Annotated in this window: 11 protein-coding genes and 1 tRNA gene; 4 read left to right on the forward strand and 8 right to left on the reverse strand. The window is 70.7% G+C overall.

The window, feature by feature from the left end; all coding sequences use genetic code 11:
- The first annotated feature begins 23 nt into the window (after positions 1-23).
- Positions 24-512, forward strand: a complete 489-nt coding sequence (greA, locus tag FQ142_RS11965) for a transcription elongation factor GreA (protein WP_045255581.1) — start codon at positions 24-26, stop codon at positions 510-512.
- 82 nt (positions 513-594) lie between these two features.
- Here the strand turns inward: greA and ilvA are convergent, their stop codons facing one another.
- Positions 595-1,824, reverse strand: a complete 1,230-nt coding sequence (gene ilvA / locus FQ142_RS11970) for a threonine ammonia-lyase (RefSeq protein WP_149423412.1) — start codon at positions 1,822-1,824, stop codon at positions 595-597.
- Positions 1,821-3,017 (reverse strand): AI-2E family transporter, encoded by a 1,197-nt coding sequence (locus FQ142_RS11975; RefSeq protein WP_082539328.1) that lies wholly within the window; start codon positions 3,015-3,017, stop codon positions 1,821-1,823. Before FQ142_RS11975 ends, ilvA begins: the two co-directional genes overlap by 4 nt.
- Positions 3,018-3,093: 76 nt before the next feature.
- On the opposite strand from FQ142_RS11975, the gene FQ142_RS11980 reads away from it, so the two are divergent.
- Together FQ142_RS11980 and FQ142_RS11985 are read left to right on the forward strand one after the other, a co-directional pair.
- Entirely contained in the window at positions 3,094-4,356 is a 1,263-nt protein-coding gene (locus FQ142_RS11980) for a winged helix-turn-helix domain-containing protein (protein ID WP_149423413.1), read from the forward strand.
- Entirely contained in the window at positions 4,353-4,832 is a 480-nt protein-coding gene (locus tag FQ142_RS11985) for a hypothetical protein (RefSeq protein WP_149423414.1), read from the forward strand. Before FQ142_RS11980 ends, FQ142_RS11985 begins: the two co-directional genes overlap by 4 nt.
- An 18-nt stretch (positions 4,833-4,850) precedes the next feature.
- Here FQ142_RS11985 and FQ142_RS11990 read toward each other — a convergent pair whose 3' ends face one another.
- From FQ142_RS11990 to FQ142_RS12000, 3 genes are all read right to left on the reverse strand, one after another.
- Positions 4,851-5,417, reverse strand: coding sequence for a LemA family protein (locus tag FQ142_RS11990; protein WP_149423415.1), 567 nt, complete (start codon positions 5,415-5,417; stop codon positions 4,851-4,853).
- A 94-nt stretch (positions 5,418-5,511) separates the two neighbouring features.
- Positions 5,512-6,825 (reverse strand): D-arabinono-1,4-lactone oxidase, encoded by a 1,314-nt coding sequence (locus tag FQ142_RS11995; protein WP_149423416.1) that lies wholly within the window; start codon positions 6,823-6,825, stop codon positions 5,512-5,514.
- Positions 6,822-8,069, reverse strand: coding sequence for an alanine racemase (locus FQ142_RS12000; protein ID WP_056416031.1), 1,248 nt, complete (start codon positions 8,067-8,069; stop codon positions 6,822-6,824). The genes FQ142_RS11995 and FQ142_RS12000 overlap by 4 nt, the downstream gene beginning before the upstream one ends.
- 100 nt (positions 8,070-8,169) lie before the next feature.
- Between FQ142_RS12000 and FQ142_RS12005 the strand changes: the two genes are divergently transcribed.
- Positions 8,170-8,242 (forward strand) — tRNA-Leu (locus FQ142_RS12005).
- 18 nt (positions 8,243-8,260) lie between these two features.
- Here FQ142_RS12005 and FQ142_RS12010 read toward each other — a convergent pair.
- The 3 genes from FQ142_RS12010 to FQ142_RS12020 all read right to left on the reverse strand — a co-directional run bounded on the left by FQ142_RS12010 (position 8,261) and on the right by FQ142_RS12020 (position 11,750).
- Positions 8,261-8,962, reverse strand: coding sequence for a DedA family protein (locus tag FQ142_RS12010; RefSeq protein WP_149423417.1), 702 nt, complete (start codon positions 8,960-8,962; stop codon positions 8,261-8,263).
- 80 nt (positions 8,963-9,042) lie between these two features.
- Positions 9,043-9,921, reverse strand: a complete 879-nt coding sequence (locus FQ142_RS12015) for a cation-transporting ATPase (RefSeq protein ID WP_149423418.1) — start codon at positions 9,919-9,921, stop codon at positions 9,043-9,045.
- A 302-nt stretch (positions 9,922-10,223) separates the two neighbouring features.
- Positions 10,224-11,750: an NAD(P)/FAD-dependent oxidoreductase gene (locus tag FQ142_RS12020; RefSeq protein WP_262492137.1), complete on the reverse strand. Its 1,527-nt coding sequence runs from the start codon at positions 11,748-11,750 to the stop codon at positions 10,224-10,226.
- Positions 11,751-11,788 lie beyond the last annotated feature (38 nt).

Raw genomic sequence — 11,788 nt, forward strand, 5'->3', positions numbered from 1 at the left:
GTACCTAACGAAGGAGCTCCGTCATGTCCACTGACGCTCAGGTTCCCTTCCTCACGCAGGAAGCCTACGACCGGCTCGTCTCCGAGCTCGAGCACCTCTCCACCACGGGGCGCGAGGAGATCGCGAAGCGCATCGAGGCGGCCCGCGAAGAGGGCGACCTCAAGGAGAACGGCGGGTACCACGCCGCGAAGGACGAGCAGGGCAAGCAGGAGGCGCGGATCCGCACCCTCGAGAACCTCCTGAAGACCGCCAAGGTCGGCGAGGCGCCCGCGAGCCGCGGCATCGTCGAGCCCGGCACCGTCGTCACCGCGATCGTCGCCGGAGGCGAGGAGGTCTTCCTGCTCGGCAGCCGCGAGATCGCCGCGGGCAGCGACCACGACGTCTACAGCGAGGCCAGCCCGCTCGGCCAGGCGATCCTGGGCCTCAAGGTCGGCGAGAAGTCGTCGTACGAGGCCCCGAACGGCCGTTCGATCTCGGTCGAGATCGTCGCGGTCGAGACCTACACGGGCTGACGCGGCAGGCGCCGAGCCGCGCACGCATGCAAGAGGGCCCCGTCCATGTGGACGGGGCCCTCTGCGTGCGGGTGGGATCCGGTCAGTCCGGGACGATCATGGGGTGGAAGCCCGCGCGGCGCAGCGTGTCGAGCGTGAGCTCGGAATGCTCCGCGCCGCGGGTCTCGACGCTGAGCTCGAGGATGACGTCGCTGATCTGCAGGCCGTGCCCGTGCCGGGTGTGCATGGCTTCGATGACGTTCGCCCCCGCCTCGGCGATGAGCTCGGACACACGTGCGAGCTGACCGGGGCGGTCGGGAAGCGGGATCCGGATCGTCAGGTAGCGTCCGGACGCCGCCAGACCGTGGGAGACGACGCGCTGGAGCAGGAGCGGATCGATGTTGCCTCCGGACAGCACGGCCATCGTCGTCCCGGTCGCCGACACCTTGCCCGCGAGGATCGCCGCGACGCCGGCCGCGCCCGCGGGCTCGGCGACCACCTTGGACTGCTCCAGGATGATGAGGATCGCTCGGGCGAGGTCGTCGTCCGAGACCGTCACGACCTCGTCGACGAGATCCTTGATGATGTCGAAGGGCACCGCTCCCGGCCGGGCGACGAGGATGCCGTCGGCGATCGTGGGCCGCGTCTCGATGTCGACGGGCTGTCCGGCCAGCAGCGAGGGCGGGACGGCGGCCGCGTTCTCGGCCTGCACGCCGATGATCCGCACCTCTCGTCCGAGTTCGGCGGCCCTGGCCTTCACCGCCGCGGCCACACCGGCGATGAGACCGCCGCCGCCGATGCTGAGCACGATCGTGTCGACCTCGGGTGCGTCGTCGAGCAGCTCGAGTCCGAGCGTGCCCTGGCCGATGACGATGTCGCGGTGATCGAACGGGTGGATGAGCACCGCTCCGGTGCGTTCCGAGAACTCCGCGGCGAGACGCAGGGAGGTCGCGACGGTCTCGCCCTCGAGAACGACCTCGGCGCCGTAGCCGCGCGTCGCGAGCAGCTTGGGCACCGGGACCCCCAGCGGCATGAAGATCGTGGCCGGGATGCCCAGGGCCTGCGCGGCGAGGGCGACGCCCTGCGCGTGGTTGCCGGCGGATGCGGCGACGACACCGCGTGAGCGCTCGTCCTCGCTCAGGCGCGACAGCCGATAGGCGGCTCCGCGGATCTTGAACGATCCGGTGCGCTGGAGGTTCTCCATCTTGAGCAGTACGGGGGCACCGAGGATGTCCGACAGCGCCCTCGACGGCAGGGTCGGCGTGTGCGTGATCACCTCAGCCAGACTCCGAGCGGCCTCCTCGAACTCGGTCAGGCTGGGGACTGCGTTCATCGATTCCTCCGTGTCCGCTCGCGCGGGACTGTGCTCCAGATCAGGTCGGCGTCGGGTTGGTCCCCCGTGCGCCAGGCGCCGCTGCTCACGGTCACCGCCGCCACATTGACGAACGCCGCGAGCGGCACGGCGAAGAGTGCGCCGGGGATGCCGCCGACCATCGCTCCGCCGGCGACGACGAGCACCACGGCGAGCGGGTGCACCTTCACGGCCGAGCCCATCAGGATCGGCTGCAGGATGTGGCCTTCGAGCTGCTGCACCCCGAGCACGACCGCCAGCATCGCCAGTGCGATCAGCGGACCGTTGTAGACGAGGGCGAGCAGTACCGCGATCGCGCCGGTGACGACGGCACCGACGATCGGGATGAAGGATCCGAGGAAGACCAGGACGGCGACCGGGATCGCCAGCGGCACGCCGAGGAGAGCCGCACCGACCCCGATGCCGACGGCGTCGATCGCCGCCACGAGCAGCTGGGTGCGCGCGTAGTTGATGATGGTCGCGAAGCCGTTGCTGGCCGCGGCGTCGGCCGCGGGACGGGCCGCGCGCGGGAACAGGCGCAGCGTCCACCGCCAGATGCCGCGTCCGTCGGCGAGCAGGCAGATGAGGATGAACAGCGACAGCACGGCGCCCGTCACCACATGGGCCGCGGTGGTGCCGACGGCGAGGGCCCCGTTCAGGAGCGCCTGGGTCTGCTCGTTGATGATCTGCAGGCCCTGGTCGATGTAGCTCTGGATCTGGGCCTCGCTCAGGTGCAGCGGCCCGTTGAGGAGGAACTGCCGGAACTCCTCGATGGCCTGCGAGCTGCGCTGCTGCACGTCGGGCAGCTGCTCGCGCACCTGCCAGATCACGAGCCACAGCAGCAGCGAGACGATCGCGATCGTGCCGATGAGCGAGACCGCGACGGCGAGCCATCGCGGGAACCGATGCCGCAGCATCCACTGCAGCGCCGGCCACAGCAGAGCCGTGATCAGGATGCCCACCATGAGCGGGATGACCAGGAGCTTGAGCTCGATGACGAGCCAGATGATGCCGGCGACGGCCGCGGCGATCAGCAGCAGACGCCAGGCGTAGGCCGCGGTGACACGCAGCCCGATCGGCACCGCGGCATCGGCGTCGGTGGTGACCGTGCGCTGCGTGGACACCGCGCGCGGACGGAAGAGATCCCTCAGCCGTGGACGCTGCTCTTCGCTCATCGTCCGATTCTACGGCGCTGTCGCTGCGGGCCACGACGCCCGCCCGGATGTCGGCGCACGGCGTTACGCTGACCACGTGACCGACTCCCTCAGCGCCGCCCAGGCCCGCCGCATCGCGCTGGGTGCGCAGGGGTTCTCCCGGGCGCGCCCGACCACGGTCTCGGCCGCGCACCTGCATCGCACCATGTCCCGGCTCGGCGTGCTGCAGATCGATTCGGTCAACGTCTTCGCGCGGTCGCACTACATGCCGATGTTCTCGCGCCTGGGGGCGTACGACCCCGCGGTGTTCGACCGGGTCTTCCACTCGCGCACGACGCACTACGTGGAGTACCTGGCGCACGAGGCCACCTTCATCCCGATCGAGGACTGGCCGCTGTGGCGATTCCGGATGGAGAGCTTCCGCGAGCGCTGGGCGGCCCCCGACTCCTGGACGAGCACGAACGCGCGCACCCTCGACTGGGTGCGCGACGAGCTGCGAGCGCGGGGTCCGCTGCGCCCCGCCGATCTTCGCGACGACGTGCCGAGGGAGCGCGGCGGCTGGTGGGACTGGGATGACGTCAAGCTGGCCCTCGAGCACCTCTGGCGCACCGGCGACGTGGCGATCAGCGGTCGAAAGGGCTTCGAGCGACGCTATGCGCTCGCTGAGCAGGTGATCCCCGATGCGCTCCGAGATCAGCACGTCACGCGCGACGATGCGATCCGCGAGCTGACCCGCCGGGCCGCCCGTCACTCAGGGGTGGCGACGCAGTCCGATCTCGCGGACTACCACCGGATCCGCGATCGCGCGGCCGTCGCCCGCTCGATCGCCGACCTCGTCGACACGGGCGAGCTGTTGCCGGTCACCGTGCGCGACTGGGAGCGCGGCGGTCGTCCCCTGCAGGCCTGGCGGCATCGCGACGCGTCTCTGCCTCGTGCGATCGATGCCGCCGCGCTGCTGACGCCGTTCGACCCCGTGGTGTGGTTCCGCGACCGGGCGTTGCGAGCGTTCGAGCTCGACTACCGCATCGAGATCTATGTGCCCGCAGACAGGCGCCGCTACGGGTACTACTCCCTGCCGGTGCTCGTGGGTGACCGCATCGTCGCCAGGGTCGATCTCAAGGCCGATCGCGCGACGTCGACGCTGCAGGTGCAGTCCGCCTGGTGGGAGCCCCAGGCCCGGCCTCACGACGATGCCGACCGGATCGCAGCAGAGCTGCGGCTCGCGGCATCGTGGCAGGGCCTCGAGCACGTGTCTGTCTCGAGGTGGGGCTCGGCGGCCGACGCGGTCCATGCCGCCCTCACCGCCCGCCCCGACGCCTCGGTGCGGCGCCATGTGCACCCCAGAGAGAGCACCCCGTGACTCGACGCGCCGCCTGGTCGCTCGGCGCCGTCGCGCTGGCCCTGCTGCTGGCCGGCATCGCCGTCTGGTGGTGGCAGTCGTCGCTCGAGGATCCCGCTCCCCTGGCATCTCGCTCTCCGACATCGGTCGCCACCGACGCGGACGTGCAGCAGCTCGCGCAGCAGCAGCTCGACGATCATCTCGGGAGCTGCATCGCGGATGCCGTCGATGCGGTGCTCCCCGAGGGCTGCGGCCTGCGCATACCGTGGGGCACTGAGTTCGCCGCGGTCGATCGTGTGCGCATGCGGATCGACCGGCTGCCCACGCTAGAGCTGACCGAGGAGGGATTCGTCGCCGAGGACGGCGTTCTCGTGGTCACGGTCACCGGCACGGGGCAGAACGGATCGGCGAGGACCGAGACCTACCGCACCGACTCGTGGACCGTGCGCGGCGACGTCACACGCGACGGCACGAACGTCGCACTCGACGTCTGGTGACCGAGGTCGACCGTCGCGTCAGAACTGCACGCGCGGCGGCTCGGAGATGGCTCCGCTGTCGGCCACCTCGAAGAACTCGCGCTCGGTGAAGCCCAGTCCCCGGGCGAAGAGATTGTTGGGGAAGACCTTGATCTTCGTGTTCAGCTCGCGGACCCCGCCGTTGTAGAAGCGACGCGCGGCCTGGATCTTGTCTTCGGTGTCGACGAGTGCCTGCTGCACCTGGAGGAAGTTCTGGCTGGCCTGCAGCTGCGGGTACGCCTCGGCGACCGCGAAGAGGCTGCGCAGAGCCTGCTGGAGGTGTCCTTCTGCGATCCCGGCTTCGCCGGGCCCGGATGCCGACAGCGTCTCGGCTCGCGCCCTCGTGACGTTCTCGAAGACCGCCTTCTCATGCGACGCGTAGCCCTTGACCGTCTCGATGAGGTTGGGTATCAGGTCGGCCCGGCGCTTGAGCTGCACGGTGATCCCGCTCCAGGCTTCGTCCACGCGGACGTTGAGCTGCACGAGCGAGTTGTACGTCGCCCACAGGTAGATTCCGATGAGAAGAATCACACCGACGACGATCAGTACCGGCACGAGCCATTCCATCAGAAGCCCACCCTTCCTCGTGTTTTTCTCATCTTATCGGCGCAGTCTGCGCGTCGACTGGGTGCGGCGCCGTCGTCGACTCCGTGGAGCGCCGTCACGCGCCCAGCACGCGATCGAGGTAGCGGTTGGTGAACCTGCGGTCGGGATCGAGACGGTCGCGCAGCGCGGTGAAGTCGTCGAAGCGCGGATAGCGCTCCCGAAGCCCGTCGGCCGTCAGCGTGTGGAGCTTGCCCCAGTGCGGCCGGCCCCCGTGATCGAGCATGATCTGCTCCACCGCCTCGAAGTACTCGGTGGGATCCACCCGCCAGTACCGATGCACGGCGATGTATCCGCTCGCCCTGCCGTACGCGGTGGACAGCCAGCGGTCGTCCTCGGCCGCGAAGCGCACCTCGATCGGGAACTCGATCCGCCATCCGCGCTCGTCGATCAGGGCTCGCACGGCGCGGAAGGCCGCGACGGTGTTCTCGGCGGGCAGCGCGTACTCCATCTCGCGGAACCGCACCGTGCGACTCTGCGTGAGCACGCGGTGCGACAGGTCGGTGTAGCGACGGTCACCCGTGAGGGTCACCGCGAGACGGTTGAAGGGTGCGGTGACGGCAGGGGCGAACTGTCCGGCCGCACACACGGCGCGGTAGACGCCGTTCGACAGCAGCGTCTCGTCGATCCAGCGTCCCACCGGCGGGAGCGGCCGGCGCCTCGTCGACTCGGGGAGACGCGTCTGCCTCTTCGTGAGTGCCACGTCGGTGTGCGGGAACCAGTAGAACTCGAAATGATCGGAGGCCGCGACGCGCTCCGACACCGTGTCGAGCACCTCGTCCAGCGGCACCGGCTCGTCGACCGCGTCGAGGACGAACGCGGGCACGCACTGCAGCGTCACCTCGACGATGATCCCGAGCGCCCCGAGACCCAGGGCGACAGCGGGCAGCAGCTCCGCGTTCTGATGCTCGTCGATGCGCAGGAACTCACCGGCCGCCGTCACGAGGGAGACGCCGACGACCTGGGCCGCGAGGCCGCCGAAGCGCGCTCCGGTGCCGTGCGTGCCGGTCGAGATCGCTCCCGAGATCGACTGTCGGTCGATGTCGCCGAGGTTCTCCATCGCCAGCCCGAACGGCGCGAGGAGGGTGGGGATGCGGTGCAGCCGGGTGCCGGCGAGCAGGGTGACGCGACCGCTTGCGGCATCAGCCGACACCAGCCCCTGCATGTCGTCGAGTTCGAGCAGCACCCCCGGCGCCACGGCGATGCCGGTGAAGCTGTGACCGGCGCCGACCGCCTTGATCGAGAGGCCGCGTGCGGCCGCCGCGACCACCGCGCGCTGCACGCCCTCGGGCGTCCGAGGACGCTCCACGCGCAACGGCCTGACCTGCACCGACCGCCCCCAGTTCTGCCAGGTGCCGCCGATCCGCGTCACAGGAACGCCTTTCCCTCGCCGCGGTACGTGGGCAGTTCGTCGATGACCTCGTCGCCCGACACGAGGTGGTACCGGTCGGTGCGCTCGGCGGGCTCGCCGCTCTTCGCGTGCCGGAACCACACCCGGTCGCCCACGCCGAGACGTTCGGCGGCGCGCCCCTGCAGCGGCGTCTGCACTTCGCCGGCCGCTTCACGCGGGAGGGTGCGCAGACCCTGCGGCCACACGGGCAGCGGCTGCCGCGACGCGACAGCCGGACCGGACGCGATCCATCCCCCGCCCAGGACCGTCGCGATGTCCGCGGCGGGACGCCTGACGACGTCGAAGGCGAAGGCGGATGCCGGAGCGGGACGGAACGACCGGTAGCCGTCGAAGAGATGACCGCCGAGCAGGCCACTGCCGGCGCTCGCCTCGGTCAGCGACTCGTCGCTGCCGGAGAACTCGAGCGAGCCCGTGCCGCCGCCGTTGAGGAGCTCCAGCGCGGCGACCTCGGCCACCGCCGCGACGATCGCCGCGCGGCGCTCGCGCAGTTCCGTCCGTGAGCGCGCCTGCACCAGGCGGATCAGCGGCGCGTCGGGCCCCGCGTCGTCGCCCTGGCCGGCGATCTGCGCGTCGTACATCTGCAGACCGACGAGACGGAATCCGGGCCGGGCGACCACGCGCCGCGCGAAGGCCGCGACCTCGCCCGCCGTGAACAGCGCCGAGCGCCGCACCCCGATGTGCCCCAGCAGCGCGGACCGCCAGGACGCATCGACGTCGATCGCCACTCTGATCTCGGGCCGCGAACCGGGCGCCGCCACGCTGTCGATGACGTCGAGGTGGGCGGGGTCGTCGACCATGAGGGTGATCCGGCGCGCGGCATCCTCGTCGGCGAAGAGCTGAGCGAGCCCGGCGCGGTCGACCGTCGGATAGCCGAGCATGATGTCGTCGTGATCGGCGGCGAGCCAGAGCGCCTCGGCGAGCGTGAAGGCGAGGATGCCGTGGTAGCCGGGCAGGGCGAGGACGGCGTCCAGCACCGCGCGCACGCGCACGGACTTCGAGGCGACACGGATGGGAAGGCCCCCCGAACGCGCGAGCAGATCCATCGCGTTGAAACGCAGCGCCTCGCGATCGATCACCGCGACCGGCGCGGGCAGGTGTCCTGTCGCGGCGGACAGCCTCGGCCAGTAGCGCGCGGGATCGTCCCACTCGGGGGCGACGGGGTGTCGAGCCTCGATCGGGCTCAGTTCGGCGGTGAGGTCGAGCACTCCCCCACCATACGGCGTGCGGGACCGGGATTCACCCCTCACGGCACCGGGTTTCGGCGCGGGGCACGCCTCTCCTCCCCGATAGGCTGACCAGGGTCACGCCCCCGTAGCCCAATGGCAGAGGCAGGCGACTTAAAATCGCTTCAGTCTGGGTTCGAGTCCCAGCGGGGGCACCCCCGGCATCCGCCCCGTCAGTCCGCCATGCCGTCGATGGCGGCGGCATCCGCCCTCGCGGACCGCGATCGCGGGGTGCGCGCCTCGCGCACCCTCCGGATCACCAGCACGAGCAGCGCCACCGCGATGGCCGTGTAGACGGCGTAGTCGAGGTAGCCGAGATAGTGCTCCAGCCTCTCGTGCTGGGTCCCCAGCGCCGCTCCCACACCGATGAGCATCGCGTTCCACGCCCCGCTGCCGATGATCGTGTAGGCGCTGAACCTGACCAGGCCCATGCGCGACGCCCCCGCGGGGATCGAGATGAGCGAGCGCACGCCCGGCACCATCCGCCCGACCATGACGGTCCACCCGCCGCTGCGCGCGAACCAGTGGGCACCGCGCTCGAGGTCGGTCCTGCTGACCAGGCGCGTGGCGGCGAGCAGGCGCACCGCGCGCTCCATCCCGATGGCCCTGCCCAGGGCGTACAGCAGCAGGGCGCCGATCCATGACGCGAGCGTGCTCCAGAAGATCAGCCACCCGAGGTGGAGGTCCCCGCTCTGGCTGAGGTAGCCGGCGAACGGCAGGATGACCTCGCTCGGTATCGGGGGGATCAGCACCTCGATGAAGACGAGGACGCCGACACCGACGTCTCCCAGGGCGGTGAGGATGTCGGCCGCGAACCCGGTCAGACCGGTGAAGCCGTGGTCGGCGGTGTTCGCGATGGCAGTGGCGGGGCTCATGGCGGGCTCGTCTCTGTCTGTGGCTGTGCGCCCATGCTAGGCGAGGCCGATGCGGCGACCCTGAGCGTTCGGTGCGCAGCTCATCGGCCGAAGAGGTCGCGGATGCCGGGGATGCCGAGGTCTCCCAGACGCTCGCCCCACCCGCTCGCGGTCTCGCCGAGGCCCGAGACCGTCTCCCCCGCGGATCCGAGCAGCCCCTCGGCCGCGCCGCCGATCCCTTCGACGTCCACTCCGCCGGCGAGCCCCTCCAGGTCGACGCCCTGCATGAGTGATTCGACGTCGAGCCCCTGCGCCAGCGCGTCGAAGTCGACACCGAGGCCCGCGGCCTGCTCGAGCAGCGGGCCGGCCACCGAGCTCAGCACCGCTCCCCCGGCGACGGCTCCGAGGACGCCGACCGCCGCGCCGCCGACCGCCATGCCGCCGACCCGGCCTGCCCCGCCGCCGGCGCCGCCGCGCACTCGGGAGAGCAGCGACCGCATCCGCCCCGGAGCCGCCGCCTCGGTGCGCCCTGCGGCTCTGGCGAGGTCGTGGGACGATGCCGAGGACGGGCGCTCGCCCGGGGCGAGCTCGGCCTGCATGCGCTCCTGCACCTGCGTGCGCTGCGCCGGTGTGAGGCGATCGAATGCCTCGCGATGCATCTGCTCGATGCGGTGCGGATCGGCGGTCTGCAGGAGATAGTCGTAGCGGGCGATCGCCGCACGATCGGCGTCCGACACCGACGAGGACCCGCGCGCGCCGCGCGGTGCCGGAGCTGCGTAGCCTCGCGGTGCCGGAGGCGCGTACCCCTGGGCGGCCGGAGGCGCATACCCCTGGGCGGCCGGAGGCGCATACCCCTGGGCAGCCGGATGGGCGGACGGCCGGGCCGGAGACCCCGGCGCGGCCTGACCTCCCCGGTCGGAGGAGACGTGCGACTCGATCGCTTTCGCGGCGAGACCGATCAGACGGGAGAACTTTGCCATGGTCGTGGTTCCTTCGGTGGCGAGGGGACAGCCACGGAGTCTCGACGCGGTGAAGGCGATGAGGGGATGCCATGGCCGTCCGTGGATACGGACGCCAGGTCTCCTCCACCCCGAGGGGCCGGTGGGCCGGGGCACGACTTCATGCCCGTAATGACGACTCCACCGCAGACGGGAGTACTCCCCTTGCTGATGTCGACGGTAGCGGGGTCACCTATGAATCGTGTGCGAATGCACCACCGGGCGGGAGACGACGAACGGCCCCGGCGCGGAGTCGCGCGGGGCCGTTCGTGCAGACGGATCGATTACTTGGCGGCGGCCTTCTCGGTCGCCTCGGCGTGCTCGGCCGGGTCGGTCGTGGCAGGAGCCGGAGCCTTCTCGGCCGGAGCCTTCTCGGCCGGAGCCTTCTTCGCTGCGGCCTTCTTCGCGGCGGGGGCCTTCGCTGCAGGAGCCTTCTCGGCGGTCTTCGGCTCGGCGGCCTTCGCCGCAGGAGCGGCGGGGGCGTCGGCCGCGGGGCGCGGGCGTGCCGCGAACTCCTCGAAGACGTACCGGGGGTTCTGCACGGTCTCGAGGTTCACGAGGTCGCGGCCGAGCCACAGGTTGTTCCACCAGCCCCAGACCACGCGGAACTTGCGCTCCCACGTGGGCATCGCGAGGCCGTGGTAGCCACGGTGCGCGACCCAGGCGACGAAGCCCTTGAGCGCGATCTTGCCCGACTGGAAGACACCGTTGTAGAGGCCGAGACCCGCGACGGCACCGAGGTTCTTGTGGAAGTACTCCTTGGGGTCCTCACCGCGCAGCACGGCGACGATGTTCTTCGCGAGCAGCTTCGCCTGACGCACGGCGTGCTGGGCGTTGGGGACGCAGAAGCCGCCGACGCCACCACCCGAGAGGTCGGGGACGGCCGACACGTCACCGGCGGCCCAGGCTCCGGGGACGAACGCCTCGGGGGTGCCCACGCGGAGGTCGGCGCGGGTCTGGATGCGACCACGCTCCTCGACCGGCAGGTCGCCGCCGCGGACGACGGTCGGGTTCGCCATGACACCGGCGGTCCAGACGATGACATCGGTCGGGATGACCTCACCGGTGGAGAGCTCGACGTTGCCGTCGACGGCACTGGTGAGCTGGGTGTCGAGGTGCACGTTGGCGCCGCGCTTCGCGAGGTCCTTGAGCACCCACTCGCTCGTCTGCAGCGAGACCTCGGGCATGATGCGCCCCATCGCCTCGATCAGGTGGAAGTGCGTGTCCTCGAAGCGCAGCTGCGGGTACTTGCTCACCAGCGACGAGGCGAGCGAGCGCAGCTCGGCGAACACCTCGATGCCGGCGAAGCCACCGCCGACGACCACGACGGTCAGCAGACGGTCGCGCTCGGGGCCGGCGGGCAGCGAGGACGCCTTGTCGAAGTTCGACATGACGCGGTCGCGGATGGCGACAGCCTCTTCGATGGTCTTCAGCCCGATCGCGTTGTCGGCGATTCCCGGGATCGGGAACGTACGGGAGACGGCACCCGCCGTGACGACGATCTGGTCGTACGCGAACTCGTACGGCTCACCCAGCGGAGGGGTGATCGTGGCGACCTTGTCGGCGTGGTTGATGTTCGTCACCTTGGCGGTGAGCACGTTCGTGCGCTTCAGGTGGCGACGGTGGGCGACCACCGAGTGGCGGGCCTCGATCGAGCCGGCGGCCACCTCGGGAAGGAAGGGCTGGTACGTCATGTACGGCAGCGGGTCGACCATGGTGACGTCTGCTTCGCCCTTGCGAAGGTGCTTCTCCAGCTTCCACGCCGTATAGAAGCCGGCGTAGCCTCCACCGACGATCAGAATCTTGGGCACAGTGCTGTTCTGAGGCACAGGGGGACAACTCCTCGGGA

Origin of the sequence: Microbacterium sp. ANT_H45B (assembly GCF_008369345.1) — a bacterium.
In the GTDB taxonomy this organism is placed as follows: Bacteria; Actinomycetota; Actinomycetes; order Actinomycetales; family Microbacteriaceae; genus Microbacterium.

Coding starts and splice junctions, on each gene's coding strand:
- FQ142_RS11990 (WP_149423415.1), bottom strand. CDS start 5,417: ATGGAATGGCTCGTGCCGGTACTGATCGTCGTCGGTGTGATTCTTCTC.
- FQ142_RS12010 (WP_149423417.1), bottom strand. CDS start 8,962: ATGAGCCCCGCCACTGCCATCGCGAACACCGCCGACCACGGCTTCACC.
- greA (WP_045255581.1), top strand. CDS start 24: ATGTCCACTGACGCTCAGGTTCCCTTCCTCACGCAGGAAGCCTACGAC.
- FQ142_RS11975 (WP_082539328.1), bottom strand. CDS start 3,017: ATGAGCGAAGAGCAGCGTCCACGGCTGAGGGATCTCTTCCGTCCGCGC.
- FQ142_RS12015 (WP_149423418.1), bottom strand. CDS start 9,921: ATGGCAAAGTTCTCCCGTCTGATCGGTCTCGCCGCGAAAGCGATCGAG.
- ilvA (WP_149423412.1), bottom strand. CDS start 1,824: ATGAACGCAGTCCCCAGCCTGACCGAGTTCGAGGAGGCCGCTCGGAGT.